Genomic DNA, 25317 nt, shown 5'->3' on the forward strand with positions numbered 1-25317 from the left:
ATGAATTATAGTGCAAATTTTAGTCCAAGAGTTTCTGATAGTGAGATTTTCGAAAGTATAAAAAAAGAGAAGCAAGATATAGGTTATTATAATTTACCTTTTCAAGATACAACTTTAATAAAAGAGTATGCTCAAACTGTCAAGCAAAAAGATATAGCAATAATTGGAATAGGTGGAAGTACTTTAGGAACTTTTGCTATTTATAGTTTTTTAACTAGAACCCATAACTTTGATAAAAAGCTTTATTTTTTTGAATCAACTGATCCAATTGATATAAATACAAGATTGGAAAGATTAGATTTAGACAATACACTATTTATCGTTATTAGTAAATCAGGAACAACTATTGAGACAATAAGTGTTTTTAAATATCTTTATTCAAAAGTTAAGATTGATAAAAATAATTGTTTGATAATAACAGAGACGGATAGTAAGCTAAATGATTTTGCCCAAAGTAATGATATAAAAACATTTGAAATACCAAAAAATGTTGGTGGAAGATTTTCTGTATTTTCAACTGTAGGACTTGTACCTTTAGCAATTGTTGGAATTGATATTGATAGATTATTAGATGGTTGTAAAGAGGCTTATAGCGAATATTTTGAACAAGAAGCTTTATATAAAAGAATAATGACAAAAGCTAGATTTATGGCAGAGTACAAACATAAGTTTAATAACAATGTAGTTTTTTCTTATGCTTCAGAACTTGAGGGATTTAATAAATGGTATGTGCAATTATGGGGAGAAAGCTTAGGGAAAATTGACAAAGATAATACTCATCAAGGTTTGACACCAATTGGTTTATTAGGACCTGTAGATCAACATAGTTTTTTACAGCTAATTATTCAAGGGAAAAGGGATAAAACGGTTACTTTTATTAAAATAAAAGATTTCGCTGATAACTCAAAAATTCCTGATGTAAAATTAAAAGGTTTAGAGGAACTTGATTATATCAATAATTTAAAATTCTCCGAGCTTATAAATCACCAAGCAGACGCAACAATAGAAGCAGTACATGATTTACAAGATATTCCCTGTGATACTATCACTATGGATAAAGTTGATGGATTTAGTTTAGCAAAACTAATGTATGTATATGAACTACTAACTTCAATAGTTGGAAAATTTTTATTTATAAATGCCTATGATCAACCAGGTGTTGAAAGTGGTAAAATAATTTTAAAAGAGAAACTAAAAAAGAAAAAATAGGGCATAGAGTGTTCTTATAGACATATGAAAAACTTTTGAATTAATGTATAATCTTTTATAAAAAGGTAAGGAAAGATTATGAAATTAGGAATATCATCATGTTTGATAGGAAATCTCTGTCGTTATGATGGAGCTCATTCAAGAGATGCTTTTGTGGTTAATATACTTCAAAAATATTTTGAAATAGTGCCTTATTGTCCTGAGAGTATTATTTTTGGTACACCAAGGGAGACTATTAGATTGGTTCGAAATGGTGAAGATATAAAAGTTACTACTTCAAATGGGGAAAAAGATGTAACTAAACAATTAGATGATATCTCTGTTTCTTGTGCAAAACAAATAGCCAATGATGATATTTGTGGATTTATTTTAAAATCAAAATCACCTACCTGTGGAATGGAAAGAGTAAAAGTTTACCAAGAAAAAAATGCCCCAAGTAAAAAAGAGGGTGTTGGACTTTTTGCAAAAAGAATAAAAGAATTTTATCCTTATTTACCCCTAGAAGAAGAGGGTAGACTTAATGATGCTTGGTTAAAAGAGAACTTCTTAATGCAAATTTTTGCTTATAGAGATTTACATGAGTTATTAAAAAAAGAAGATATTGAGTTTAATGATTTAGTAGAGTTTCATACTTCATATAAATATTTAATTTATGCAAAATCTCAAGAATTTTATAAAGAATTAGGCCATATTGTTGCAAATCATGAGAAAAAGCCTTTAGAAGAAATTTTAGCTGAATACAAACAAAGTTTTTTAAAAGCAATAAGCGAAAAAAGTACTATTAATAAAACTTACAATGTCTTGCTTCATATTTTTGGATATTTTAAAAAGCATATTTCAAAAGAAGAAAAAGAGTTATTACTTGTAAGTATGGACGAGTATAAAGATGGAATTATTCCTCTTATAACCATAGTTAAGATGTTCAAAATATATATAAGTAGATATGATATCGAATACTTAAAAAAACAAAAATTTTTAAATCCTTATCCAGCTGAACTAGCTTTGAGATCTGATTTAAAAGCCAATAAATAGGACTTAAATGGAAACTGTAAGTAATAATATAATACCACTTCATATGAATGTGATGTTAGTCTTTTTTTCTGTATTGCCCTTTCTTGTGATGGGTAGTATATTTCTTGCTAAAAATAAGCAGTATAAATTACACTTTTATTCTCAAGGTTTTATTTTAGTTTTGACAATTTTGGTATTGGTATTTTTTGAAATTATGATTAGAATTGATGGTGGCTTTTTTGAGTTTGCCAAACAAAGTGATATGCCACATGGCTTTTTAGTAGGATATTTAATTTTTCATATAATAATTGCTTTGATTGCTGCTGTTTTATGGATAAGATTATTTATCAAATCTATGCTTTTATATCAAAATGGAAAAATAGAAGAGATAAAAGCTTCAAATCATATACGAGAGGGAAAGATTACTTTTATATTTTTACTACTTAGTTGTATAACTGGAGTATTTGTTTATCTATTTTTGTTTATTTTTTGAAAAAGATGTTAAAATACGAAAAAAGAATAAGGAAGTTTAATGAGTATAGAGAAGGATCTTTTAGATAGAAGTGGTAGTGTTTGCGAACTTTGTGGAGCAAGTGATGGTCTTGAGGCAATTGAAGTTGCACCAAAAGATGAGAAAATCGTAGTATGTTCTACATGTAAAGAGCAAATTGAAGATGAGTCAAAAATGGATTCAAATCACTTTAGATGTTTAAATGATTCTATGTGGAGTGAAACTCCAGCTGTACAAGTTGTTGCTTATAGATTATTAAAGAACTTATCAATTGATGAAGGTTGGGCTCAAGATTTAGTTGAGATGATGTATTTAGAACCTGAAACTTTAGAGTGGGCAGAAGCAGGACTTACTACTGGTGAAGTTGTAAAAGATAGTAATGGGGTTACTTTAAACTCAGGTGATAGTGTAACTATTATAAAAGACTTAGAAGTAAAAGGTGCTGGATTTACTGCAAAAAGAGGAACAGTTGTAAAAGGAATATCTTTAGGTGATGATCCAACTCACATTGAAGGTAAAGTAAATGGAGTTAGAATTTTTTTAAAAACTTGTTTTTTGAAAAAATCTTAATATTAACTCTCTACAAAAGTAGAGAGTCTTTTAGCAATCAGAGAAATTTTTTATAATCTCTTTTGCATTTTTAAGGGCTTTATCACTTGAATCTTTATCAAAAGTAAGTGCTACAGCCATTCTTCTTCCCACATGTGATTGTGGTTTTCCAAAAACTCTTACAAATGAATTATCACTGAATGCTTCATCTTTAATATCAATAATAGGATTAAAAGTATCAGCTACAGCTTTATATGCAGCACTTGCCCCTGCTCCATATTGAATATAATTTAAAGGCAATCCTAATACTGCTCTTACATGAAGTGCAAATTCACTTTGAGATTGAGTAATCATAGTTACCATTCCTGTATCATGGGGTCTTGGGCTTACTTCAGAAAAATAAACTTCATCACCTTTTACAAATAATTCAACTCCAAAAATACCTCTACCACCTAAACCATCAGTGATTTTTTTAGCTATCTCTTCTGATTTTTTGATTGCTTTATCACTCATTTTCATTGGTTGCCATGAAAAAATATAATCACCATCTTTTTGAATATGTCCAATTGGTGCACAAAAAATAGTTTGTTTTTCATTTCTTACTGTTAAAAGAGTTATTTCATAATCAAACTTTATAAACTCTTCTACAATTAATTCACTAGCATCACCTCTAGCTTCTTTTGCAATTTCCCATGATTTTTCTAATTCTTTAGTACTTTTTGCAATACTTTGACCATGTCCAGAACTACTCATTACTGGCTTAATAACACAAGGAAAACCAATATATTCTGCTGCACTTTTTAGCTCATCAAAACTTTTTACAAATTTATATTTACTTGTAGGTATTTCTAACTCTTCAGCTGCAAATTCTCGTATGTTTTTTCTATTCATTGTTTTATTTACAGCTTCGGCATTTGGGATTACATGAAATCCTTCTTTTTCAGCAGTAAATAAAGCATCAATATTAATAGCTTCAACTTCAGGCAAAATATAATCAGGTTTTTCTCTTCTAATTACATCTAATATTTCATTTTCATTTTTCATATTGATTGTATATGCTTTATTCGCCACAAGTTGTGCAGGAGCATTGTTATAACTATCAACTGCAATAGTTTCAATACCTAATCTTTGAGCTTCAATTATAACTTCTTTACCAAGTTCACCACTTCCAAGTAGCATTATTTTAATTGAATTAGATTTTAAGGGAGTTCCAAATTTCATTATTATCCTTTTTTAAGTTTTTGTAGAATTTTTTATCATACTCTTCTAGGTCATTTCTTTCTATTACACTTTTTAATATTTTTAGATATCTTTCTTTTATTTGAGAGTAGTTTATTAAGGTTTGGCTTAAAACTAAACCAGATAATTTTTTTCTCATTTTTTGGAAATGAGAACGCAACATTCTAAATGAAGTATAGGCATTTGTTCTATTTAAATTTAACATATATGAATAGATTGAATTTTCAAATGAATCAAATATTCTTACCATATGTGTAGCATTAGGATCTCTATTTAGAGGAACCATTCCTTTTTCTCCATTTTTACCATATGTCCAATGTCCAAATAGATTATTTCCTTCTCTAACAAATCTACTTGTTCCCCAACCACTTTCAACAGCAGCTTGAGCTAAAGCTAAAGAGGGTGGTATAATATTTACTCTAAGTAAAAGTTTTTTATAATCATAAATATTATCCACTCTGTATCTTTTAGCTATTAAATCAAGCCTCTGTATATTTTCAATTCTTCTACTAAAATGTTTATCTAATCTCATTTTTAAGATAAATTTTCTATTTTTTAATATCTTTTTGTTAGCATGTTCAATGTATGGATATAAGTAGTCAAAAAAGTAGTCTTGCTTTTTAGTAGTTGCTCTCATATCATAATATTCATCTGGGAAACCAGTAGTTGCAGCATAACTATTGATTAGAAAGAAAGTTGAAAGTAAAAATAAGATTTTTTTCATATTATTTTTTATATCTCTGTTACAAAAACTTTTTTTACTGCACCTTTGAAAAAGAGCTCACCATCTTTTATACTCACTGTTAATTCTTCTTTACTTTTTGGATAAACGAAAGATTTACTATCTACCAATCCTAAAGTATTTGCTCTTAAAAAACATGCAACCATTCCTGTTCCACATGCTAAAGTTTCACCCTCAACACCTCGTTCATAGGTTCTAACAAATATTTTTTCATCTTCAATTTTTGCAAAATTTACATTTGCATTATGTTCGTATCTCATTTTTGCGCATAAGTCATGGGCATATTTATCCAAATCATCAACGATTGTTACTAAATGAGGAACTCCTGTATCAATTAAATACCAAGTCAAACCCTCTTGTTCAAACTCTTCTTTTATTACAATTGGTTTAGTCATTTGTGTTTCCACAATATTTCCATCAACAATTGATTGTATAAATCCAGCTTGTGTTAGAAATTTCATATTTGAAGGAGCTAAGCCATTATTATAAGCATAGTGTGCCACTGCTCTTGTACCATTTCCACACATAGCAGCATCGCTACCATCACTATTATAAAAAAGCCATTCAAAATCAGCTGTTTGATTTGGAACAATAACAATTAGTCCATCTGCACCAATACCCTCAGTTCTATTACATAGATTTATAGCATCTTGTGAATAGTCTTTTTTTATTAGTGTGTGAAATATTACAAAGTCATTTCCACTGGCGCTGTATTTTGTATATGTCATATAAGTTCTCCTATAACTCGTTCAACTTCTTTTTGAAGATTTCTTAAATTTGTTGAATTATCAATTACTAAATCTGCTAATTTCTTTTTTTCTTCTATATCCATTTGATTTGAAATTTTTAATTTCGCTTCTTCTTTGTCTATATTATCCCTTTGCATCAATCTATCTATTTGTATCTCTTTTGGTGTATAAACTACTAAAGATTTTTTGATAGGATAATTCATCTTTTCATAAAATAAAGGAATATCTATAAGATATGGTTTACCCTGTTCTTCAAATATTTTAGACTCTTTTTCTATCTCTTCTTTTATTAAAGGATGAATAAAACTTTCCAATTTTTCTTTATTTTTTTGATTTGAAAATATGATTGGTCCTAGTTTTTTTCTAAGAACCTTTCCATTTTCTACATACTCTTGCCCAAACATTGAAGCTATTTTACTACTATGTCTGTCTAAAAGTTTATGTGCTATTTTATCTGCATCAATTGTTAAAAAACCATGTAGCTTAAAAAGACTACAAACTGTACTTTTACCTGTGGCTATACCACCTGTTAATGCCACAGCATATTTAAATGTTTCATTATTCATTATTAGATTTTACAATAAAATTGATTAATTTAAAAGGGGAAGGAGTTTTGTACTACAAAGCTTATCGCTTTGCAATACCTGTTAACTCTTTTTGAATATGAGTTGGAAATACAAAAGATGCATGTTGAATCTCTGTAGAATAGTAGTTTAAGTCCACAAGTAAATCAGATCTTTGTAAAATAATATCAGCTGTTGGATGATATTTTTTAGATGCTAATACACAAGTTGTATGTCCAAAACTATAGGGCATACAAATCCAAAAGTTAGCTCCTGTGATTGTTAAATCATTTTTTAATCTATCTGCATCTTTAGAATAACTATCAGTTTTATATGAAATTAATCCATCATCTTTTAAAACTCTTTGAATATTTGCTAAAACTATTTCATCAATATTTATATCAGTTAAAATTATTACATCAATATTTTTTTCATTTTTAGAGTTTAATAAAGAAATATCCCCATATTCTACATTTACTTTATGTTTTGCAACTTCTTGTTTTAATTCTTCGTCACAGTTTCCTATAACTAAAATATTTTCAGGTTCTTTGTGCGTACACAGGGGAACATGAACAATCATTTCATTAAAAGCAAAGTTTTTGTTTTCAACACTTGACATTATTAGTCCTTTTATTTTATTAAATTTTCGTTATAATAGCGAAAAATTTTTAAATTAATAAAAGATAATTACTTTAATTGTAAAAATAAAAAAAAAGGTGAAGAATGAGCACAGTTAGTTACAAAGATGCTGGTGTAGATATAGACGCAGGAAATCAATTTGTTGAAAATATTAAACCATATGTTAAATCAACAATGATCCCTGGAGTACTTGGAGGAATAGGTTCTTTTGCAGGTGCCTTTGAGTTACCAAGTGGTTACAAAAAACCAGTATTACTTTCAGGAACTGATGGTGTTGGAACAAAACTAAAATTAGCAATTGATTCTAAAAAGTTTGACACAGTTGGTATTGATTTAGTTGCTATGTGTACAAATGATTTATTATGTAATTTTGGTGAGCCACTATTTTTCTTAGATTATTATGCAACAGCAAAACTAGAAGTTGAAGAAGCTACACAAGTTGTAAAAGGAATAGCTGAAGGTTGTATTAGAAGTGAATGTGCCCTTGTAGGTGGGGAAACTGCTGAAATGCCAGGAATGTACAAAGAAGGTGATTTTGATTTAGCTGGTTTTTGTGTTGGGATTGCTGAAAAAGATGAGTTAAATAGAATAGATAAAATCTCTATTGGAGATACTTTGATTGCACTTCCATCTTCAGGAGTTCACTCAAATGGTTTTTCACTTGTAAGAAAACTATTATTAGAAAAACTTGCTATGTCTTTAGATGATGATTTTCAAGGAAAACCATTAAAAGACGTATTATTAGAGCCAACTAGAATTTATGTAAAAGAGTTCAAAGCAAACAAAGAGAACATAAATGCTTTAGCTCATATCACAGGTGGTGGGATTACTGAAAACTTGCCAAGAGTTTTACCAGATAATTTTAAAGCAGTAGTAGATAGAAGTAAAATAAAAGTACTACCAATCTTTGAATTTATGTCTAAACATGTTGAAGTAGAAGAGATGTATAGAACATTTAATATGGGTGTTGGTATGGTTTTAGTTGTAAACCCTGCAAATGTAGATGCCGTTTTAGCTAATACTGATGGATATGTTATTGGTGAAATTGCAGAAGGTGAAAAAGGCGTAGAATTTATATAGTTTTGTAAGATACAATAATTAATTAAAAATTATAAAGGAGAATAAATGTCTAAATCATATTTTAGAAAAATAATTTCTGTGGGGTTTTTGTTTTTTTTAAATTCAACATTATTTGCAGGAAGTGCAATTATCCCAAACTGGATGCATTACCCAACAGCAAATTATTGTTTAAATGTAAGTAATATTAATAATATTGGGGCTAGCGTAACCATTAAACTGTATAAGAAAGATGGAACGATTTATGATGGTACATATAGTTCAAGTGGAGCAGAACTTAATACTCCTTTTTTGTTACAAGGAAATAGTACTGCAGGTTTTTGTTTACAGAAAATTCCTGGAGATGCTAATATGGGATATGGAGTTATTACTAGTGAAGCAAGTGATGGAAATGGAACTGTTCAGTTAGTTGCTTTTGCCACTTATTCAGATGCTAAAAACTACAATAGATGGTATTCAATTAATATTAATGGTGGATTGCCATTTTAATTAATAGAGAAAGAAGCTTAATAAAATAATTATGCTTCTTTCATCTTAATAAAAAGAAAATGAGAGTTCTCAATTGCTTTTTGGATATTACTCTCTTTTGTTATTTCCATAGTATCTCTTTCGTTTATTTCTATACTATTTATAGTAGAAGAGCCTTCAATTTGTACAAAATATACTTGTCTACCTTTGTTTAATGTAAAATCTAAACTTTTTTTTATGACTTTTAAAAAGTGTATGAGTCATCTTTTAATGAAGCATGGGAATAATCACAAAAGGGTTTATTCTCTGATGCTCCACAACGGCATAAGGTAAATTTAGTTTTATTAGCAAATGATGACCAGTGTTCAATTTTTAAATCAACTGCTCCAACTACGCTAATTGGACCATTTTTTAGTATATTGATATTTTCTTTCTCATAATCTTGCATAATTTGTTCATTTTCTATTGAATAGGATAAGGCACTAGACGGACAGGCTTCAATTGACTTGATTATTTCTTCTGTTGTTTCTGCATCTAAGTTAATCCAGTCTTGTGAACTCTCCGAGCTATAAATGGTCGGAAACTCTTTAACACATTGTGCACTTCCTGCACAAATAGAGCGATTAAAAGTTACGGTTACATCTTTTGAATTATAAACTTGAATAATCTCTTCATTTAATTTTTTTTCTGAAGTAAAATTATCTTTTAAGTGAGTTCCATCACAAGAAGGTTGGTTTTTAGATTTTCCACATCTGCAAATAAAAATGCTTTTTTCTAATGTAATGGGCAAAGTGTCATAAAATATTATATTTTTTAAAGTTTTATTACTTAAGTTTGAAATTTTCAAAGGGCCATTTTCTATAGGGATAATTGATAATTGATTCATATGTACTCCTTTTATATAATAAATAAGAACCTAAAACTTGTTATTCTAAAAACCAACAATAAAAGTCTACAATACTATTATTAATCGATTATTTCTTAAATATTATTGTATCCATAGATTGGTTTCCATACATATAAATGTTATGTAAGGATTCTCCAATATGATTATTTGAGGCACCAAAAGTTACAAATAAAGGTAAAAAATGCTCTTTTGAGGGATGATTCTTTTGTAAATTTGGAGCTTCTTTTTCATAATTTAATAAAGACTCAACATTGCCTTTTTGAATATTTTCAACAACCCAATCTCTAAATTCTTTTGCATACGAAGTAGGCTTTGCATTTTCATCTTCCCAATTTGAGTTCATAATATTATGAGTCATAGCACCACTTGCAATAATTAGGGTATCTTCTCTTAATTTATTTAAAACAACTCCTAGTTCAAAAAGTTTTTTAGAATCAAAATTTAAAGGTAAAGACAGTTGAATAATTGGAATATTTGCATTTGGATATATTAAACTCAGAGGTGACCATACTCCATGATCAAATCCACCTCTTGAAGTATCTTTTTCTATTTTTATTCCAGAGCTTTCAATTAAATTTATTATTTCATCACATTTTTTTAAGTCACTTTTTGCTTCATATTTTAACTCGTATAATTCTTTTGGAAAATTATAAAAATCATGTATTGTATGAGGACTTTCTTCATATAATATTTTCAAATCTTTAGTGAGCCAATGGGCTGAAACAACTAAGATAAATTTAGGTTTATCAAAATTTGATGATAAATTTTTTAAAAATGAAGTAGTACTGTTTTCCATTATTGATAAGGCAGGACTTCCATGTGATACATATAAACTTGGGAACATTATTTTCCTTTAATTCGCTTTGTAAACTTTATTAACTAAGTTGTATAAAGTATCTAATTCTTCGTCACTTAGTATTTCCATATATTTATATAAATTTTTTGAATGTTCCGGAAATACTTTTTCTATAATTTCTTTACCTTTTTGTGTAATTGTTAAAATTGATGCTCTATTATCATTTGGATCTTTTATTGAAGTAATCCATTCATCTCTTTTTAAATTTTTTACTACAACAGTTATATTTCCAGGAGTACTCATAGTAAGTTTTGTTATAGAACTTATATTTAAATCACCCCTATGGTATAGGACTTCTAGAACTTTAAATTGATTAAAAGTAAGTCCATGTTGAGATAAGTAAGAAAGAGTTTTATTTGTTATTTTGAGTGATGCTTTTTCTAATCTAACAACCGTTCTCATCGATTTATCTGTTCTTTCTCCATAAGTTTTTACCATTCTTTTTCCTTTAATTTTAATAAATAAAGCCTAGGCTTCCTTCATTTCTATAAATAAGAAATGAGAATTTGAAATAGCACTAATAGTAATTTCATTTTCTTTAGTGATTTCCATAGCATCACCATAATTTAATTCAATGCCATTAATTGTTGAAGTACCTTCAATTTGTACAAAATAAACTTGTCTATCTTTATCGATTTTATACTCAATTGTTTTATCTTTTTCTAATTCACTTACATAAAAATTTACATCTTGGTGAATTTTAATTTCTGCATCACCTTTTTCTGAAGAGACTATATTTAATAATTTGTTTTCTCTATCTTCTTTTAAATATCTTTTTGAACCGTAAAGTCTTGGTAAAGAACTTTTAGGTGGGATAATCCAAATTTGTAAAAGTCTTAAATCTTTAGTTTTGTTAAGATTATATTCACTGTGATAAATACCATCTCCTGCACTTAAATATTGGACTTCTCCTCTTTTAAGGGTCTCTTCATTTCCCATAGAATCTTTGTGAGTAATCTCTCCATCAATAACATAAGAGATTATTTCCATGTTTGTATGTGGATGAGTACCAAAACCACTATCTGGATGTATAATATCATCATTTATCACTCTTAGAACTCCAAAATTTACATTATCTGGATTTCTATATTCTGCAAAACTAAAATGGAAACGACTCTCCAACCAACCAAGATTTGATGTTCCCATATTCTCTTTTAAGAGTTTTTTTAACATAATTTATCCTTTTACTACACTAGCAAACTGACTAATAATTCTTTGTGAACTCTCAAGATTTAATGCTTTTGTATATGTTGTTAGAATTTCTCTTGGTAATACAATTGCATTAAGTCTTGTAAATTGTGTTCTCATAGCATTTAAAGCATCTTGCCCACCACTACCTGCATGTGTTGCTAATTGTATTTTTTTAAGAGTAAAAAGTGCTCTAAAGTCATCACCTATTCTTGAAAGCCAAGCAATGGTATTTACTAATACTGGTGGTAGTGAAAAATTGTACTCAGGTGAAATAAATATAAATCCTTCTGCCTTATTCATTCTTTCTGATAATTCATTAATCTTTGTGGGAATACCATCATTTTGTTCTTTTAATGTATCATACATAGGTAGATTTAATTCAACTAAATTAATTATTTCACTATTTAGATTTTCATTTTTCAATTGTTCTTGTAAATTTTTTGCTAATTTCATATTTTCATTTAAACTTGCTACAAATATTAATATCATAATTTATTCCTTAAATATTATTATATATTTTAAACTCTTTTAAAAAGTTCGACTATTTAGATGTTACCAAGTAAATAACCTGGTAACATCTGGATGCTTTATTTTGCTAAAACACCTTCTAATTCGATATTGATTTTAACAGTTTCTCCAACTAAAACTCCACCAGCTTCTAATGCTTTGTTCCAGTTAAGACCAAAGTCTTTTCTATTGATTTTTCCTGATAATTCTAAACCAACTCTTTTATTTCCCCAAGGATCGGTAACTGTTCCATTATTGTCATAATCAAATTCTACAGATTTAGTAATACCTCTAATAGTAAGTTTCCCATATGCTTTATCACCTTCAATTTTTTCTAAATCAAATGTTAATTCTGGATGGTTTGCAGCATCAAAGAAATCAGCAGATTTTAAATGTCCATCTCTTTTTGCATCTTCAGTATTGATAGAAGCAACTTGAGCTGTACCTTTTAAACTTGTCAATGTATTAGATTTTTCATCAAAAACAAAAGAACCATTAAACTTATCAAATTTTCCAGTTACATTTGAAATCATTAAGTGTTTAACTTTAAATCCAAGGTTTGAGTGAGTTACATCAACATTATAAGTTCCTGCAAATAATGCACCTGCTGTTAAGATAGAGATTAGTCCTAATTTTACAATATTCATTTTTTTCCTTTTTAATTACTAATTAGTAGTATTTGTATTTAACTTTTTTCAAAGCAACAACTTCTGAAAACATTATAAGAATTTTATAATTCATAGTTATGAAAGATTACAAAATAAAATCTAGTTCATTTTGAATCCATGTGAGAATTATACTACTAATTAGTAATAAATGTCAAGTAAAATTGCCTAAAAAATATAAATTCTTTAGGCAAATGTTATTTAAGAGGCTTTTTTAGCGATTTTTTTAGCAGCAGTTTTAGCTTTTTTTGGTTTTGATAGTTTTAAATTTGTTACTTTCTTAGTAATTTTTTTAGCTAATTTTTTAGCATCTGCTTTTTTCTTTGTAGCTTTTGTAGCAACTTTTTTTGCTATTTTAGCAACTTTTTTTTCTTTTAATACTTTTGACATGTTTATCCTTTAATTTTATCTATTACTTTTTAAAAAAAGTAATATTATATATAGATTGTATAGAATAATATTAGCTTTGTCAAGTTTTTTTCACAAACTTTAATATAAATTTCCTAATTTGTGTTTAACCAATTAATAATATATTTTTAGATAAAATCTATCGTTTTACTCAAATGAAAGAAAATTAAGGAAAATAAATGTTATTGACTCCAGGTCCTACTCCAGTACCAGAATTTGTAAGAAAAGCTATGGCTGATATTACTATTCATCACAGAACACCAGAGTTTGAATCTATTTTTGGACAAACTAGAGAATTATTATTAGAATTATACGGAATGGATGAGGTTGTGATGCTTGCTTCTAGTGGAACAGGTGCAATGGAAGCTTGTATTTTAAATTTAGTGAATAAAAAAGCTCTTACAATTAACTCAGGTAAATTTGGTGAGAGATTTGGAAAAATTTGCAAAGCTTATGACCTACCATATACTGAAATAAAAAATGAATGGAACACCCCTGTTAGTGTTGAAAAAGTAATGGAAACACTAAGAAATGACAGTGAAATTGATGCCATTTTTATACAAATATGTGAAAGTGCTGGAGGACTTAGACATCCAGTAGAAGAACTAGCAAAAAAAGTAAAAGAATTTAATAAAGATATTATGATTGTAGCTGATGGAATTACTGCCGTTGGTGTAGAAAAAATTGATACAACAAATCTTGATGCTGTAATTACTGGTAGTCAAAAAGCACTAATGCTTCCTCCTGGTCTTGCAATGATTGGATTAAGCAATGCAGCTGTTGAAAAAATCCAAACTCTTTTAAAAGGGTATTATTTTAATTTAGCAACAGAGATAAAAGTACAAAAAACGAATACAACAGCTTGGACAGCAGCAACAACTTTAATTATTGGATTAAAAGAGATTTTAACACATATAAAAAGTAATGGTGGATTTGATGATTTATATAAGAAAACAGCCTTAAGAGCAAAAGCTTCAAGAGAAGCTTTAAAAGCCATTGGTTGTGAAATATATCCAAAAACACCAGCTGATGCTATGACAACAGTTTATACAGAAAATGCACCAGCTATTAGAAAAATTTTGAAAACAAAATATAATGTAAATATTGCAGGTGGTCAAGATCATATAAAAAATTCTATTTTTAGAATCAATCATATGGGACTTGTAGAAGACTTTGAAGCTGCTTGGGCCGTAAATGCAGTAGAGTTAGCAATGGATGAATTAGGTCTTAGAGAATTTGATGGGACGGCAAATAAAGTATTTGCAATGTTTACTTTTAAAGGTAATGAATGATTTATGCTCATGAGATACCAAAAGGAAGTCGTCTTTATTTTGGAAAAACTGCAAAATTAAAAAGAGAATTAGAAAGTAAAATTAGTGATATACTATATTCTAATAACTTTGAAGAGATAGTTACTCCTAATTTCTCATATTCTCAACATCAATCAATAGAAGATGAAAAAAAATTAATTAGTTTTTCAGATATTCAAAATAATCAAGTATCTTTAAGAGCAGATTCTTCTTTAGATGTGGTAAGAATTATTACAAAAAGATTAGGAAGAACTACAAAGCACAAAAAATGGTTTTATATTCAACCTATATTTTCTTATCCATCAAAAGAGCAGTATCAAATAGGATGTGAATGGATAGACCATGATAACATAAGTGATATTTTAAATTTAACAGCAGATATTTTAAAAAGTATTAATGTTCAACCTATTTTACAGTTATCAAATATCAATATTCCAAAGCTTGTAGCAAAAGAGTTAAAAATAGATATTGAACTTTTTAAAAATGGTGAAATAGCGCAATTATTTGATTTAGATATACCTTGGTTAAACTCTTTAATTAGAGTAAAAAGTATTGAAGATTTAAAACAAAGTATATTATTAGTTCCAAGTGAAATAAAAATTCATTTAGAAAAACTTTTAAATACTGCATCTCAAATTGAGTATGATAATTTAGTAATTGCTCCATTATATCATGGAAGTTTAAAGTATTATGATGATGTTTATTTTAGAGTTATACACAATAACTTTGTAATATGTAAAGGTGGGAAATATAGTGATGATGGAATAAGTTCACTAGGTTTTGCACTTTATACAGATAATTTATTAAAAATTTTAGAGGATTGAGGAAGATGAGTAAAGCTGATTTAATAGTAGGAATCCAATGGGGTGACGAAGGTAAAGGTAAGATGGTTGACATGCTTGCCCAAAATTATGATGTTGTTTGTAGAAGCCAAGGTGGACATAACGCAGGACATACAATTTGGGTTGAGGGAGTTAGGTATGCCTTACATTTGATTCCTTCTGGTGTTTTAAATCCAAAAGCAATAAATATAATTGGTAATGGTGTCGTTTTGTGCCCATCATCAATTATAAAAGAGATGGAACAATTTAAAAACTTAGAAGGAAGACTTTTCATTTCTGATAAAGCACATTTAAATCTTCCCTATCATGCTATGATTGACCAAGCAAAAGAGAGACTAAAAGGTGATAAAGCTATTGGAACTACAGGAAAAGGAATTGGTCCTGCTTATGCTGAAAAGATTAGTAGAACTGGTTTTAGAGTAGGGGAACTTTTAAATCCAAGTAAATTAGCAAGTGGAATAATTGATTATTTTGCACAAAGTAAAGCTATCTTTGATGTTTTAGAAATAGCTACTCCAAATAAAGAAGAATTAATAGAATTATTAACTTCATATAAAGAAAAATTAGAACCTTTTATTGCAAATACTACAAATATGATTTGGGATGCAATTGATAATGACAAAAAAATATTATTAGAAGGTGCTCAAGGTACTTTATTAGATATTGATCATGGAACCTATCCTTATGTAACTTCATCTTCTTGTGTAAGTGCAGGAGCTTGTACAGGACTTGGAATTTCACCAAAAGATATAGGCATTGTAACTGGTATTGTAAAAGCATACACAACAAGGGTTGGAAATGGACCTTTCCCTTCAGAAGATTTTACTGAAGATGGACAAAAAATTGCTGATATTGGTAAAGAAGTTGGTGTTACAACAGGACGGGGAAGAAGATGTGGTTGGTTCGATGCTATTGCTGTTAAGCATGCTGCTAGATTAAATGGTTGTGATCAATTGTCTTTAATGAAACTTGATGTTTTAGATGGTTTCCCAAAAATTAAAATCTGTGTTGCTTATGATTTAGATGGAAAAAGAATAGATTATATGCCATCTGATTTAAATAATGTAAAACCTATTTATGAAGAGTTTGAAGGGTGGGATAAATTAGCAGGTGCTAGAAAATTTGAAGATTTACCTGAGAATGCAAAAAAATATATAAATAAAATTGAAGAATTAACTGGTGTAAAAGTAGGTATAATCTCTACATCACCAGAGAGAGACGATACTATAATTAGAGGATAACATTTATGAAAATGAAATTACATCATACACCTTATATCGCAAGAAGAATATCAAGAGATTTGGTAAATTGTGAATTTGTAGAAGTAAGAAAAACTAAAGAAGAAATCACACGAGAAGTGGAAAGAATTTTAGATATAGATATCGAAAAAGAGCATGATTTAGATGAAAAAGTTGATGAGATACTAGCAGAACAAGCAGAAGAAATAGAGTTCTTAAATGCTGATTATAGACAACTTTTTTGGATGACTAAAAAAAGACTTGCAAATGAGTTTGGAGTGATATTAAATAATGAAGATAGATATTCAGATATCTCACATCAATTATTAGACTTTCTTTGGGAAGAGGATTATATTCATTATACTGTTTCAGATAATAAAGTAAAAAATGTAATTTTTGATTCTATTAGTCAGTTCTTAGATGGGTTTGAAAAAGCAGATGATGCAGTGTATGAAAAAATTAAAAACTATAAAAGAAAATTGATACAAGGCACAGATGAGTATGATATTGTTTATCATAGATTATATGAAGAAGAGTTAATAAAAAGAGGGTTAATGTAATATGCAAAAAGTATGGATATATTTAGAAAATGGGACATTTCTAGAAGCAAATTCTTTTGGTGCAAAAGGTACAACAGTTGGTGAAATTGTATTTAATACATCTTTAACTGGATACCAAGAAATAATCACAGATCCAAGTTATGCTGGGCAATTTGTTACTTTTACTATGCCAGAAATTGGGAATGTAGGAGTAAATAAAGATGATATGGAAAGTAGTACAGCTTTTTGTAAAGGTGTAATAGTTAGAAATTATCATCACGAATACTCTAATTATAGAGGTGAAAGTGATTTATGTTCTTTATTAGAAGAGCACAATGTTTTGGGAATTAAAGATATTGATACAAGATATTTAACAAAAATGATTAGAGATGAAGGTGCAATGATGATGATTGCATCTACAGAAATTTCTGACAAAGAAGAATTAGCTAAACAATTAGCTGCAAGTCCTAGAATAGAAGATATCAATTATATAGAAGAAGTTAGTACAAAAGAGCCATATATACATAAAAATGGAGCTTGGAATCATCAAGTTCTTTCTTACAATAAAGCAGTAATGAGTGATAAAAAAATAGTTGTTATAGATTTTGGTGTAAAAAGAAATATTTTAAATGAGTTAGTTGAATCTGGTCTTGAAGTTGAAGTTGTACCTTCATCATTTAAAGCTGATGATTTAATAGCTAGATATGAAGCAAAAGAGATTGGTGGAATATTTTTATCAAATGGACCAGGTGATCCCCTTACTTTAGTAAAAGAAAAAGAAGAAGTTCAAAAATTAATTGCGACTGATATTCCTATCATTGCAATTTGTTTAGGACACCAAATGCTTTCTATTGCACATGGTTTTGATACATATAAATTAAAGTTTGGACAACATGGTGGTAATCATCCTGTTGCAAATAATGGTGTAGTTGAAATAACTGCACAAAATCATAATTATAGTGTTCCTGATGATATTGTAAAAATAGCTCAAGTAACTCATAAAAACTTATTTGATAATACAATTGAAGGTGTGAGATATAATAATAAGAACATTTATTCAATTCAACATCACCCAGAAGCTAGTCCTGGACCACATGATTCTAAGTACATCTTTAAACAATTTGCAGAGATGATAAAGTAAATTTTATTCTTCACTTTTTGTGAAGAATAAAAGCAATAAAATAAACTGTATATTTAAGGATGAAAATGGAAACTCTAGAAAATAATACAGATGTTACTAACAAAAAAGAAATTGATGCAATGAAAATGTTACTTAAAATAAGTAAAAAAATACCGTTTTTTTCTATTTTAAGCAAAGATGAGATTGAAGAGATAATCACAGAAGCAAAAATCATAACATACAAAAATAAAGAAATCATATTTCAAGAGGGTGAAACTACTAGAAATTATATATATTATTTATTAAAAGGTAAACTTTATATAAATAGAAAAAAACAAATAGATGCAAGATCAAGTGTTAGAATTGCTACCATTGATAAACCAGCGCTATTTGGTGAAATGATGAGACTTACAGGAGAACCTAGAAGTGCTACTGTTGAGTCAGGAGAGTCTAATACATTAGTATTGGCCTTTCGAATTAAAGACTTTAAAGAACAAACTAGTATTTCAAAATTTTATAAAAATGTTATTATAGAACTATCTGCAAAAATTGTGCAGATGAATAAAAAACACTATTAATTAAAGAACAAACTTTAATAATAGTTGATACACTCCAGCAGAAGCAATACCAGCTGCAAGACCAGCAACTAAATCATCACCCATAACTCCCCAACCACCTTTTACATTTTTATCAATTTTACCAATAATAGATGGTTTCCAAATGTCAAAAAGTCTAAAGAACAAAAATGCCAAAGGTGCTAGATATGCCATGTTTTCATTTGTAATACCACAGATAGAAAGAGCAAGCCACATTCCAGCTAATTCATCTATTACTATCTCTTTTCCATCATGCATACCAACTTCTTCTTCATAGATATTGATTTGTTTAATAGCAATAACTGAAATTAAAAGAGAGAGTAAAAAAAGTGTTGATACATGGATATATTGTAGAAGAGCAAGACCCATAATCAAGGCAACAAAGCTACCAACAGTACCTGGAGCTTTAGGAGATAATCCACTGTAAAAAAGAGTTAAAAAGGCTTTTCTCATTATTTCTTCTTCTCAATTCCTAATTTTTTTCTTTTTTCCCAAAGTGATTTCCTTGAAATTCCAAGTTTTTTCGATAATTCTGTATCAGGATATTTTGATTGAAATGATATAACCATCATCTTAACATAATCATTTATGGTCATAATATTATTATTTAACATAAACATATCAGGTCTCATAAATTCAATTTTAGGAAAAGGAAAATCAACTTCTTTTTCTAAAGAGCTAATAATACAGTTTTTATGCTCTATTGCAATACAAACATTATCCTTCGCACTTTTCTTTAATGAATGATAATCAGTTAGGTAAACTACTTCTTTGTTAGTAATTGTTGATAATTCTTTTTGCCAAGTTGGACTATCAAGGGCTATAAATCTAATTGGTAATTTTAAAGATTTTGATATTTCAAAAGCTAATTTATCAGTACATCTTTGTGAATTTGTTTCCACAAGCATTGGCAAAGAATGTGATATATTAACGCCAGTTGTATCTATCTCTTCAAGTAAAAACTCAACATATGTTTTAAGAGTAGATAACTCTTGTTTCATCTGTCTACACTCTTTATAGTGGTAAATCTTTCTTATTAATTCATCCATAATAAATGGCTTCATAATATAATCTTTTGCACCTTCATTTATTGGCTCAGTAACAGTTTCATCACTAATATAAGAAACAAGCAAGATTATAATAGAGTTTTTATATTTTTGAATAGTTTTTTTTACCATTTCACTAGGAAGTGAAGTTGATAATAAAACCATATCGTAATCTTTGGTTAAATTATTATTTGGCATCTCAACAAAATCACAAGAATGACCATCATCAAGTATTCTTGAAACAACTTTTTGTGCTAGATAAATTTCATTTTCTATTATCAATATATTCATTTATTTTTCCAATCAAAATATTTTAGTGTTGCAACACTATGGACTGTAACACCCTCACTTCTTCCTACAAACCCAAGCTTTTCAGCAGTTGTTGCTTTAACATTAACATATTGCATATCAATATTTAATAGTTGTGCCATTAACTTCTTAATTTCAAATTTAAAAGGGTTTATTTTAGGTTTTTGTGCAAGGATTGTAAAATCTACATTTACTATTTCATATCCAACATTATAAATAAAGTTTACTATTTTTTCAAGCAATACTTTTGAGTCAATATTTTTATATGTATTATCAGTATCTGGAAAAAATTCTCCAATGTCACCTGCTCCACATGCACCTAACAGTGCATCAATCACAGAATGAATTAATACATCTCCATCACTATGAGCTTTAAATCCCACATTACTATCAATTTTAACTCCACCAAGTACCATTTGTTTATTCTCTTCAAAAGCATGAATATCTATTCCAAATCCTGTAAAGAAATTATTTGAAGGTCCTTTAAGACAAGGGGTTAATTTAAGATCTTCTTGAAAAGTTAATTTATTACTTTCTATACTTCCCTTTACATAAAAAATTGATTCATTTATATTTTTTATTGCTGAACTGTCATCTGTAAAAAAAACATCAGTATCAAGAGCTTTTTTTAGAATTTTTGTATTTGAAAGCTGGGGAGTTTGTATAAGTTTTACTTCATCTCTATTAATTGTTTCATTTTTGAATACAACAGTATCTGTTACATTTAAAACAGGAACAATACAAGAAGCTTTTTCCTTATTTGAAATAAGATCTAAAATAACACCTTTAGGAATACAAGTTCTTGCAACATCTGTAACCATTACATAGTTAGAATCAATTGTTTTTAAAGCATTTATCATAGACTCTTGTCTTGTATCTCCACCTAAAATAAATTTGTATTCATCAGAAAAATTTTTCATATAAGATAGTTCATCTTTTGAAGATGTAATAACTACATTATCAAAATTATAGTAAGAAGTAATTCTTTTAGTAACAAATAGCCATAGTGGAATATCTCCCACTCTTAGCCACTGTTTCTTACAATTAAGTCCAAATCTAGTAGAATTTCCGGCACATAATATTAATAAAGTAACTTTAGACAACAATACCCCTTGTGTAAAAAAGTTACAAATTATAACTAATGTTACTTATGAAAAATTTAAGTTAGGAAATTAGTTAATTTTAATTAAAATTATTGTTCACTCATCTTTTCTTTGATCCTATCAATAGCATTTACTAAAGGTTCAATTTCAAGATTATATTTAGTCGCTAATTGTAAAGCTCTTTCAATATGTTCATCGCCCAATGGATTTCTTATATCAGTTAAAATTTTTACTACTTCAAGTATTTTAACTTTTCGTTGATATTCTTCTGGGCATTGTTCAACATTACCTACAAATCCAATAGTAAAAATAAGATTATGACTTAAATTCCAATGTTTAAAAATATTTGCAGTAATTCTTGAACAAGAAAATCCAGTAAAGGCTTCTTCAATACTAGATAAGCTTCCTTCTGCTGTTTTTAATGCTTCTTGAAACTCTTCAGTTTTATTTTGTTCTTGAATTATTTCAGAAATAATAAACTTACCCGTTTCTTGTAAAAACGCAGGTAATAATAGGTCTTCTTTTAGTCCAAAGTCAATTTCACCTACCCAATTATTTATGATATTAGATGCCAAATTTGATGCCATTAAAAAATCATCAGTTGATATATTATAGGCATTTAAATTTGATTTTATTAAATCTTGAACAACTGAACCAAGGGCAATAGAAATAGTAAAGTTTATTCCAAGTAAGTTTACAGCTCGGCTTGGAGTTTCCACTTCACTTCTAAAACCAAACATTGCAGAGTTGGCAACTCTTAAAAGAGTTGTAATAATAAGTGGATCTTGCTCAATAATCTTTAGCAGTTCCACAGGTTCTTTTTCTGGTCGTCTTCTAAAGTTTTCTAACTCAATAACACTATTTGGTAAAGGTGGTAGCGATTCTATTTTTTCTTTAATATCAAGTTTTATAATATTACTAACAAATGTGTTAATAAATTTTTTATTATTATACATTATACCAATTTTTTTTCATTTAATGTAGTATATTAAATTATCTTGTGCATATAAAATATACATTTTATTAATTATTTCTTTCTGTGATAAAATTAATTTAATAGATTAAGTTTTTATAAACTTAACTTGATATAATCAGGGAAAATTTTAGATAGGAATATTTTATGAGAGATTGGTTAGATAATCATAAAGATGATGAAGTAAGAACACAGATGTATTATGCAAAAAAAGGCATGATAACACCTGAAATGGAATATGTTGCAAAAGTAGAAAAAATTGAACCAGAATTGGTTAGAAGTGAAATTGCAAGGGGAAGATTAATTATTCCTGCAAATGTAAATCATAGACATTTAAAACCAATGGCAATAGGAATGGCATCAAGTTGTAAAATTAATGCAAATATTGGTTCTTCTGCTTTAGCTTCAGATATAGCAGGGGAAGTTGAAAAAGTTGATGTTTGTTTAAAACATGGTGCTGATACTATTATGGATTTAAGTACAGGTGGTGACCTTGATTCTATTAGAAGTGCAGTAATTGAACATTCTACTGTACCTATTGGAACAGTTCCAATTTATCAAATTTTGCATGATTGTAAAGATAAAATAGAAGATTTATCTATTGAAGTTATGTTAAAAGTTTTAGAAAAACAAGCTTTACAAGGTGTTTCATATTTTACTATTCATGCAGGATTTTTATTACAATTTATGCCTCATGTTGCAAAAAGAAAAATGGGAATAGTTTCAAGAGGTGGTTCACTTATGGCTGCTTGGATGATGCATTATCACAAAGAAAATCCTTTTTATGATGCTTTTGATGAGATTTTAGATATTTGTAGAAAACATGATGTTTCTTTATCATTAGGTGATAGTTTAAGACCAGGATGTCTATTTGATGCTTCTGATGAAGCACAATTATCTGAATTAAAGATTTTAGGAGAGCTTACAAAAAGAGCTTGGGAAAAAGATGTTCAAGTTATGATTGAAGGACCTGGGCATGTGCCTTTAAATCAAATAGAGAGAAATATGAAATTAGAACGAGAGTATTGTCATGAAGCTCCTTTTTATATTTTAGGACCACTTACTACTGATATCGCAGCTGGTTATGATCATATTTCATCTGCAATTGGTGCAGCTGTTGGTGGATGGCATGGAGCAAGTATGCTTTGTTATGTTACACCAAAAGAACACTTAGGTTTACCAAATGCCCAAGATGTTAGAGAAGGTATTATTGCGTATAAAATAGCAGCTCATAGTGCTGATATTGCAAGAGGAAGAAAAGGTGCAAGAGATATAGATGATGAAATGTCTGATGCTAGATATGCCTTTGATTGGAATAAACAATTTGAATTATGTTTAGACCCAGATCGTGCTAAAGAATACCATGATGAAACACTTCCACAAGATGTATTTAAAGAAGCAGAATTTTGTTCAATGTGTGGACCAAAATTTTGTTCATATAAGATTACTCAAAAGATTGTTGAAGAACATGGTGAAGCTATGAAAGCAGCTATATAAAGCTAATTAATGAAAGTAAAAGTACTTAAACCTTGTCATTGTGTAAGAAGATTTAAGTTTGATGAAGAATTTGAATACTATAATAGAGAAGTTGCTTTAAAAAAAGCAGAAGAAATTATCGAAATAATGAATAAAAAAAGTTGTCAAAGCCATGAATTTTCATTAAATGAAAAGGATGATGGCTTTGAAATATCTAGTAAAATTAATTATAAATCATGGTAAAAAAACTATGATTTACAATTAAGATAAAAATTATCCTATTTTATCTATAATGCGAAAAATTGAATAATAAGTTTAAGGAAATCTTGATGGCAAATATAGCTGATATAAAAAAAGAATTAGAAAAAGTAATTTATCCAGGTTTTACAAAATCAATTGTAGAGTTTGGATTTTTAAAAAATGTTGAAGTAAATGGTACTGCTGTAAGTGTACTTGTAGAAATAACTTCAAGTGCACAAGAAGTGGAACATGAATTAAGAACTAATATTAAAAAAGTATTAGAAAATATTGGTGTTACAAATTTAGATTTACAAGTAAAAAAACCAGAAGCTCCTAAGCAAACTAGTAATAGTGTTAGTGGAAAAAATATTGCTCCACAAATTAAAAACTTTGTAATGGTATCTTCAGGAAAAGGCGGAGTTGGAAAATCAACTACAACTGTTAACTTAGCAGTAGCTGCTGCAATGCAAGGTAAGAGAGTTGGTATTTTGGATGCTGATATTTATGGACCAAATATTCCACGAATGTTCGGATTACAAGGTAAAGAAGTTGAAGTAATAGGAAATAAAGCAAAACCATTCCATGCTTATGGAGTAGATGTTATGTCTATGGGATCACTTATGGAAGAAGGACAAGCTCTTATTTGGAGAGGTGCTATGATTATGAAAGCAATCCAACAACTTCTAAGAGATATTTTGTGGGAAGAATTAGATATTTTATTTATTGATATGCCTCCAGGAACTGGTGATGCACAATTAACATTAGCTCAAAGCGTTCCTGTAACATGTGGTGTAAATGTTACAACTCCACAACATGTAGCCCTTGATGATTCAAGAAGAAGTTTAGATATGTTTAAGAAACTTCATATTCCAGTTGGTGGGATTGTAGAAAATATGAGTGGATTTATTTGTCCTACATGTAGTACAGAGTCTGATATCTTTGGTATGGGTACTTGTGAGGCTTTAGCTAAAGAGTATGGAACGACTGTTTTAGGAAATCTTCCAATTGAACCTGCTATTAGAGAAGGTGGAGATAATGGAAAACCAATCGTTTATTTCCATCCTGAATCAATTTCTGCAAAAAGATATATGAAAGCAACTGAAACATTAATTGAATTTATTGATAATGTAAGCGAAAAAGCTGAAAATGCTTCTATTCAACCAACTACACCTCCTGGTGTATCTGCTTGTTCAACAGCAAAATAATTATTAAGAATATTTAGAGTTATTAACTC

At 28.6% G+C, this 25317-nt stretch carries 32 protein-coding genes; 15 read left to right on the plus strand and 17 right to left on the minus strand.

Annotated features, from left to right (window positions below; translation table 11 throughout):
- The 4 genes from ACNI3D_RS00985 to ACNI3D_RS01000 all read left to right on the plus strand — a co-directional run bounded on the left by ACNI3D_RS00985 (window position 1) and on the right by ACNI3D_RS01000 (window position 3301).
- The gene (locus ACNI3D_RS00985; RefSeq protein ID WP_375725277.1) at window positions 1-1209 is read left to right on the plus strand and encodes a glucose-6-phosphate isomerase; all 1209 of its coding nucleotides are present in this window, start codon (window positions 1-3) and stop codon (window positions 1207-1209) included.
- A 78-nt stretch (window positions 1210-1287) separates the two neighbouring features.
- Window positions 1288-2241, plus strand: coding sequence for a YbgA family protein (locus ACNI3D_RS00990; protein WP_419767963.1), 954 nt, complete (start codon window positions 1288-1290; stop codon window positions 2239-2241).
- Window positions 2242-2248: 7 nt separating this feature from the next.
- Window positions 2249-2713, plus strand: a complete 465-nt coding sequence (locus ACNI3D_RS00995) for a DUF420 domain-containing protein (protein ID WP_419767964.1) — start codon at window positions 2249-2251, stop codon at window positions 2711-2713.
- 39 nt (window positions 2714-2752) lie between these two features.
- Window positions 2753-3301, plus strand: coding sequence for a PhnA domain-containing protein (locus ACNI3D_RS01000; protein WP_375725280.1), 549 nt, complete (start codon window positions 2753-2755; stop codon window positions 3299-3301).
- A 30-nt stretch (window positions 3302-3331) separates the two neighbouring features.
- Here ACNI3D_RS01000 and purT read toward each other — a convergent pair whose 3' ends face one another.
- From purT to ACNI3D_RS01025, 5 genes are all read right to left on the minus strand, one after another.
- Complete coding sequence (gene purT / locus ACNI3D_RS01005) at window positions 3332-4501, minus strand: formate-dependent phosphoribosylglycinamide formyltransferase (protein ID WP_419767965.1); 1170 nt, start codon at window positions 4499-4501, stop codon at window positions 3332-3334.
- Entirely contained in the window at window positions 4473-5243 is a 771-nt protein-coding gene (locus ACNI3D_RS01010; protein ID WP_419767966.1) for a glucosaminidase domain-containing protein, read from the minus strand. Before ACNI3D_RS01010 ends, purT begins: the two co-directional genes overlap by 29 nt.
- Window positions 5244-5251: 8 nt before the next feature.
- On the minus strand, window positions 5252-5989 hold the full coding sequence (gene dapF / locus ACNI3D_RS01015; RefSeq protein WP_419767967.1) for a diaminopimelate epimerase: 738 nt from the start codon (window positions 5987-5989) through the stop codon (window positions 5252-5254).
- Entirely contained in the window at window positions 5986-6576 is a 591-nt protein-coding gene (coaE, locus tag ACNI3D_RS01020) for a dephospho-CoA kinase (RefSeq protein ID WP_419767968.1), read from the minus strand. Before coaE ends, dapF begins: the two co-directional genes overlap by 4 nt.
- A 61-nt stretch (window positions 6577-6637) precedes the next feature.
- On the minus strand, window positions 6638-7192 hold the full coding sequence (locus ACNI3D_RS01025) for a spermine/spermidine synthase domain-containing protein (RefSeq protein WP_375725285.1): 555 nt from the start codon (window positions 7190-7192) through the stop codon (window positions 6638-6640).
- A 104-nt stretch (window positions 7193-7296) separates the two neighbouring features.
- Here ACNI3D_RS01025 and purM point away from each other — a divergent pair, with 104 nt between their 5' ends.
- Window positions 7297-8292 (plus strand): phosphoribosylformylglycinamidine cyclo-ligase, encoded by a 996-nt coding sequence (purM, locus tag ACNI3D_RS01030; RefSeq protein ID WP_419767969.1) that lies wholly within the window; start codon window positions 7297-7299, stop codon window positions 8290-8292.
- A 45-nt stretch (window positions 8293-8337) separates the two neighbouring features.
- Window positions 8338-8778: a hypothetical protein gene (locus ACNI3D_RS01035; RefSeq protein WP_419767970.1), complete on the plus strand. Its 441-nt coding sequence runs from the start codon at window positions 8338-8340 to the stop codon at window positions 8776-8778.
- Between the two features lie 29 nt (window positions 8779-8807).
- Here ACNI3D_RS01035 and ACNI3D_RS01040 read toward each other — a convergent pair whose 3' ends face one another.
- The 8 genes from ACNI3D_RS01040 to ACNI3D_RS01075 form a co-directional block, all read right to left on the minus strand.
- Complete coding sequence (locus ACNI3D_RS01040; RefSeq protein WP_419769007.1) at window positions 8808-9014, minus strand: pirin family protein; 207 nt, start codon at window positions 9012-9014, stop codon at window positions 8808-8810.
- Window positions 9002-9643 carry a CDGSH iron-sulfur domain-containing protein gene (locus tag ACNI3D_RS01045; RefSeq protein WP_419767971.1) on the minus strand — a complete coding sequence of 214 codons (642 nt, stop codon included), beginning with the start codon at window positions 9641-9643 and terminating at the stop codon, window positions 9002-9004. Before ACNI3D_RS01045 ends, ACNI3D_RS01040 begins: the two co-directional genes overlap by 13 nt.
- 88 nt (window positions 9644-9731) lie before the next feature.
- Window positions 9732-10508, minus strand: a complete 777-nt coding sequence (locus ACNI3D_RS01050) for a DODA-type extradiol aromatic ring-opening family dioxygenase (protein ID WP_375725288.1) — start codon at window positions 10506-10508, stop codon at window positions 9732-9734.
- 9 nt (window positions 10509-10517) lie between these two features.
- Window positions 10518-10958 (minus strand): MarR family winged helix-turn-helix transcriptional regulator, encoded by a 441-nt coding sequence (locus ACNI3D_RS01055; RefSeq protein ID WP_375725289.1) that lies wholly within the window; start codon window positions 10956-10958, stop codon window positions 10518-10520.
- 30 nt (window positions 10959-10988) lie between these two features.
- Window positions 10989-11693 (minus strand): pirin family protein, encoded by a 705-nt coding sequence (locus ACNI3D_RS01060; RefSeq protein ID WP_419767972.1) that lies wholly within the window; start codon window positions 11691-11693, stop codon window positions 10989-10991.
- 3 nt (window positions 11694-11696) lie between these two features.
- Complete coding sequence (locus ACNI3D_RS01065) at window positions 11697-12200, minus strand: NADPH-dependent FMN reductase (protein WP_419767973.1); 504 nt, start codon at window positions 12198-12200, stop codon at window positions 11697-11699.
- 98 nt (window positions 12201-12298) lie between these two features.
- Complete coding sequence (locus ACNI3D_RS01070; RefSeq protein ID WP_419767974.1) at window positions 12299-12865, minus strand: YceI family protein; 567 nt, start codon at window positions 12863-12865, stop codon at window positions 12299-12301.
- A gap of 219 nt (window positions 12866-13084) precedes the next feature.
- The gene (locus tag ACNI3D_RS01075; RefSeq protein ID WP_129101661.1) at window positions 13085-13273 is read right to left on the minus strand and encodes a hypothetical protein; all 189 of its coding nucleotides are present in this window, start codon (window positions 13271-13273) and stop codon (window positions 13085-13087) included.
- 197 nt (window positions 13274-13470) lie between these two features.
- Here ACNI3D_RS01075 and ACNI3D_RS01080 point away from each other — a divergent pair, with 197 nt between their 5' ends.
- The 6 genes from ACNI3D_RS01080 to ACNI3D_RS01105 all read left to right on the plus strand — a co-directional run bounded on the left by ACNI3D_RS01080 (window position 13471) and on the right by ACNI3D_RS01105 (window position 18918).
- The gene (locus tag ACNI3D_RS01080; RefSeq protein WP_419767975.1) at window positions 13471-14583 is read left to right on the plus strand and encodes a pyridoxal-phosphate-dependent aminotransferase family protein; all 1113 of its coding nucleotides are present in this window, start codon (window positions 13471-13473) and stop codon (window positions 14581-14583) included.
- Window positions 14580-15425: an ATP phosphoribosyltransferase regulatory subunit gene (locus tag ACNI3D_RS01085; RefSeq protein WP_129101659.1), complete on the plus strand. Its 846-nt coding sequence runs from the start codon at window positions 14580-14582 to the stop codon at window positions 15423-15425. The genes ACNI3D_RS01080 and ACNI3D_RS01085 overlap by 4 nt, the downstream gene beginning before the upstream one ends.
- Window positions 15426-15430: 5 nt before the next feature.
- The gene (locus ACNI3D_RS01090; protein WP_419767976.1) at window positions 15431-16684 is read left to right on the plus strand and encodes an adenylosuccinate synthase; all 1254 of its coding nucleotides are present in this window, start codon (window positions 15431-15433) and stop codon (window positions 16682-16684) included.
- Between the two features lie 5 nt (window positions 16685-16689).
- Complete coding sequence (locus tag ACNI3D_RS01095; protein ID WP_129101657.1) at window positions 16690-17241, plus strand: DUF507 family protein; 552 nt, start codon at window positions 16690-16692, stop codon at window positions 17239-17241.
- Window position 17242: 1 nt separating this feature from the next.
- Window positions 17243-18361, plus strand: coding sequence for a glutamine-hydrolyzing carbamoyl-phosphate synthase small subunit (gene carA, locus ACNI3D_RS01100; protein WP_419767977.1), 1119 nt, complete (start codon window positions 17243-17245; stop codon window positions 18359-18361).
- 65 nt (window positions 18362-18426) lie between these two features.
- Complete coding sequence (locus ACNI3D_RS01105; protein ID WP_419767978.1) at window positions 18427-18918, plus strand: Crp/Fnr family transcriptional regulator; 492 nt, start codon at window positions 18427-18429, stop codon at window positions 18916-18918.
- Here ACNI3D_RS01105 and ACNI3D_RS01110 read toward each other — a convergent pair whose 3' ends face one another.
- The 4 genes from ACNI3D_RS01110 to ACNI3D_RS01125 all read right to left on the minus strand — a co-directional run bounded on the left by ACNI3D_RS01110 (window position 18919) and on the right by ACNI3D_RS01125 (window position 22350).
- Window positions 18919-19389: a phosphatidylglycerophosphatase A family protein gene (locus tag ACNI3D_RS01110; protein ID WP_419767979.1), complete on the minus strand. Its 471-nt coding sequence runs from the start codon at window positions 19387-19389 to the stop codon at window positions 18919-18921.
- Entirely contained in the window at window positions 19389-20273 is an 885-nt protein-coding gene (locus tag ACNI3D_RS01115) for a response regulator (protein WP_129101653.1), read from the minus strand. Before ACNI3D_RS01115 ends, ACNI3D_RS01110 begins: the two co-directional genes overlap by 1 nt.
- On the minus strand, window positions 20270-21394 hold the full coding sequence (locus ACNI3D_RS01120; RefSeq protein WP_419767980.1) for a bifunctional 2-C-methyl-D-erythritol 4-phosphate cytidylyltransferase/2-C-methyl-D-erythritol 2,4-cyclodiphosphate synthase: 1125 nt from the start codon (window positions 21392-21394) through the stop codon (window positions 20270-20272). Before ACNI3D_RS01120 ends, ACNI3D_RS01115 begins: the two co-directional genes overlap by 4 nt.
- Before the next feature lie 89 nt (window positions 21395-21483).
- Complete coding sequence (locus ACNI3D_RS01125) at window positions 21484-22350, minus strand: HDOD domain-containing protein (protein WP_419767981.1); 867 nt, start codon at window positions 22348-22350, stop codon at window positions 21484-21486.
- Window positions 22351-22514: 164 nt separating this feature from the next.
- Here ACNI3D_RS01125 and thiC point away from each other — a divergent pair, with 164 nt between their 5' ends.
- The 3 genes from thiC (at window position 22515) to ACNI3D_RS01140 (ending at window position 25288) form a co-directional block, all read left to right on the plus strand.
- Window positions 22515-23864 carry a phosphomethylpyrimidine synthase ThiC gene (gene thiC, locus ACNI3D_RS01130; protein ID WP_129101650.1) on the plus strand — a complete coding sequence of 450 codons (1350 nt, stop codon included), beginning with the start codon at window positions 22515-22517 and terminating at the stop codon, window positions 23862-23864.
- A gap of 9 nt (window positions 23865-23873) precedes the next feature.
- Window positions 23874-24086 carry a hypothetical protein gene (locus ACNI3D_RS01135; protein ID WP_129101649.1) on the plus strand — a complete coding sequence of 71 codons (213 nt, stop codon included), beginning with the start codon at window positions 23874-23876 and terminating at the stop codon, window positions 24084-24086.
- Between the two features lie 86 nt (window positions 24087-24172).
- Window positions 24173-25288: an Mrp/NBP35 family ATP-binding protein gene (locus ACNI3D_RS01140; protein WP_419767982.1), complete on the plus strand. Its 1116-nt coding sequence runs from the start codon at window positions 24173-24175 to the stop codon at window positions 25286-25288.
- Window positions 25289-25317: the final 29 nt, after the last annotated feature.

The organism is Arcobacter siniprincipis (SeqCode), from assembly GCF_048571125.1.
GTDB lineage: Bacteria > Campylobacterota > Campylobacteria > Campylobacterales > Arcobacteraceae > Arcobacter > Arcobacter siniprincipis.

Excerpts from the sequence above, each read along its gene's own strand:
- ACNI3D_RS00985 (WP_375725277.1), top strand. The coding sequence starts at position 1 with ATGAATTATAGTGCAAATTTTAGTCCAAGAGTTTCTGATAGTGAGATT.
- ACNI3D_RS00990 (WP_419767963.1), top strand. The coding sequence starts at position 1,288 with ATGAAATTAGGAATATCATCATGTTTGATAGGAAATCTCTGTCGTTAT.
- ACNI3D_RS00995 (WP_419767964.1), top strand. The coding sequence starts at position 2,249 with ATGGAAACTGTAAGTAATAATATAATACCACTTCATATGAATGTGATG.
- ACNI3D_RS01000 (WP_375725280.1), top strand. The coding sequence starts at position 2,753 with ATGAGTATAGAGAAGGATCTTTTAGATAGAAGTGGTAGTGTTTGCGAA.
- purT (WP_419767965.1), bottom strand. The coding sequence starts at position 4,501 with ATGAAATTTGGAACTCCCTTAAAATCTAATTCAATTAAAATAATGCTA.
- ACNI3D_RS01010 (WP_419767966.1), bottom strand. The coding sequence starts at position 5,243 with ATGAAAAAAATCTTATTTTTACTTTCAACTTTCTTTCTAATCAATAGT.
- dapF (WP_419767967.1), bottom strand. The coding sequence starts at position 5,989 with ATGACATATACAAAATACAGCGCCAGTGGAAATGACTTTGTAATATTT.
- coaE (WP_419767968.1), bottom strand. The coding sequence starts at position 6,576 with ATGAATAATGAAACATTTAAATATGCTGTGGCATTAACAGGTGGTATA.
- ACNI3D_RS01025 (WP_375725285.1), bottom strand. The coding sequence starts at position 7,192 with ATGTCAAGTGTTGAAAACAAAAACTTTGCTTTTAATGAAATGATTGTT.
- purM (WP_419767969.1), top strand. The coding sequence starts at position 7,297 with ATGAGCACAGTTAGTTACAAAGATGCTGGTGTAGATATAGACGCAGGA.
- ACNI3D_RS01035 (WP_419767970.1), top strand. The coding sequence starts at position 8,338 with ATGTCTAAATCATATTTTAGAAAAATAATTTCTGTGGGGTTTTTGTTT.
- ACNI3D_RS01045 (WP_419767971.1), bottom strand. The coding sequence starts at position 9,643 with ATGAATCAATTATCAATTATCCCTATAGAAAATGGCCCTTTGAAAATT.
- ACNI3D_RS01050 (WP_375725288.1), bottom strand. The coding sequence starts at position 10,508 with ATGTTCCCAAGTTTATATGTATCACATGGAAGTCCTGCCTTATCAATA.
- ACNI3D_RS01055 (WP_375725289.1), bottom strand. The coding sequence starts at position 10,958 with ATGGTAAAAACTTATGGAGAAAGAACAGATAAATCGATGAGAACGGTT.
- ACNI3D_RS01060 (WP_419767972.1), bottom strand. The coding sequence starts at position 11,693 with ATGTTAAAAAAACTCTTAAAAGAGAATATGGGAACATCAAATCTTGGT.
- ACNI3D_RS01065 (WP_419767973.1), bottom strand. The coding sequence starts at position 12,200 with ATGATATTAATATTTGTAGCAAGTTTAAATGAAAATATGAAATTAGCA.
- ACNI3D_RS01070 (WP_419767974.1), bottom strand. The coding sequence starts at position 12,865 with ATGAATATTGTAAAATTAGGACTAATCTCTATCTTAACAGCAGGTGCA.
- ACNI3D_RS01075 (WP_129101661.1), bottom strand. The coding sequence starts at position 13,273 with ATGTCAAAAGTATTAAAAGAAAAAAAAGTTGCTAAAATAGCAAAAAAA.
- ACNI3D_RS01080 (WP_419767975.1), top strand. The coding sequence starts at position 13,471 with ATGTTATTGACTCCAGGTCCTACTCCAGTACCAGAATTTGTAAGAAAA.
- ACNI3D_RS01085 (WP_129101659.1), top strand. The coding sequence starts at position 14,580 with ATGATTTATGCTCATGAGATACCAAAAGGAAGTCGTCTTTATTTTGGA.
- ACNI3D_RS01090 (WP_419767976.1), top strand. The coding sequence starts at position 15,431 with ATGAGTAAAGCTGATTTAATAGTAGGAATCCAATGGGGTGACGAAGGT.
- ACNI3D_RS01095 (WP_129101657.1), top strand. The coding sequence starts at position 16,690 with ATGAAAATGAAATTACATCATACACCTTATATCGCAAGAAGAATATCA.
- carA (WP_419767977.1), top strand. The coding sequence starts at position 17,243 with ATGCAAAAAGTATGGATATATTTAGAAAATGGGACATTTCTAGAAGCA.
- ACNI3D_RS01105 (WP_419767978.1), top strand. The coding sequence starts at position 18,427 with ATGGAAACTCTAGAAAATAATACAGATGTTACTAACAAAAAAGAAATT.
- ACNI3D_RS01110 (WP_419767979.1), bottom strand. The coding sequence starts at position 19,389 with ATGAGAAAAGCCTTTTTAACTCTTTTTTACAGTGGATTATCTCCTAAA.
- ACNI3D_RS01115 (WP_129101653.1), bottom strand. The coding sequence starts at position 20,273 with ATGAATATATTGATAATAGAAAATGAAATTTATCTAGCACAAAAAGTT.
- ACNI3D_RS01125 (WP_419767981.1), bottom strand. The coding sequence starts at position 22,350 with ATGTATAATAATAAAAAATTTATTAACACATTTGTTAGTAATATTATA.
- thiC (WP_129101650.1), top strand. The coding sequence starts at position 22,515 with ATGAGAGATTGGTTAGATAATCATAAAGATGATGAAGTAAGAACACAG.
- ACNI3D_RS01135 (WP_129101649.1), top strand. The coding sequence starts at position 23,874 with ATGAAAGTAAAAGTACTTAAACCTTGTCATTGTGTAAGAAGATTTAAG.
- ACNI3D_RS01140 (WP_419767982.1), top strand. The coding sequence starts at position 24,173 with ATGGCAAATATAGCTGATATAAAAAAAGAATTAGAAAAAGTAATTTAT.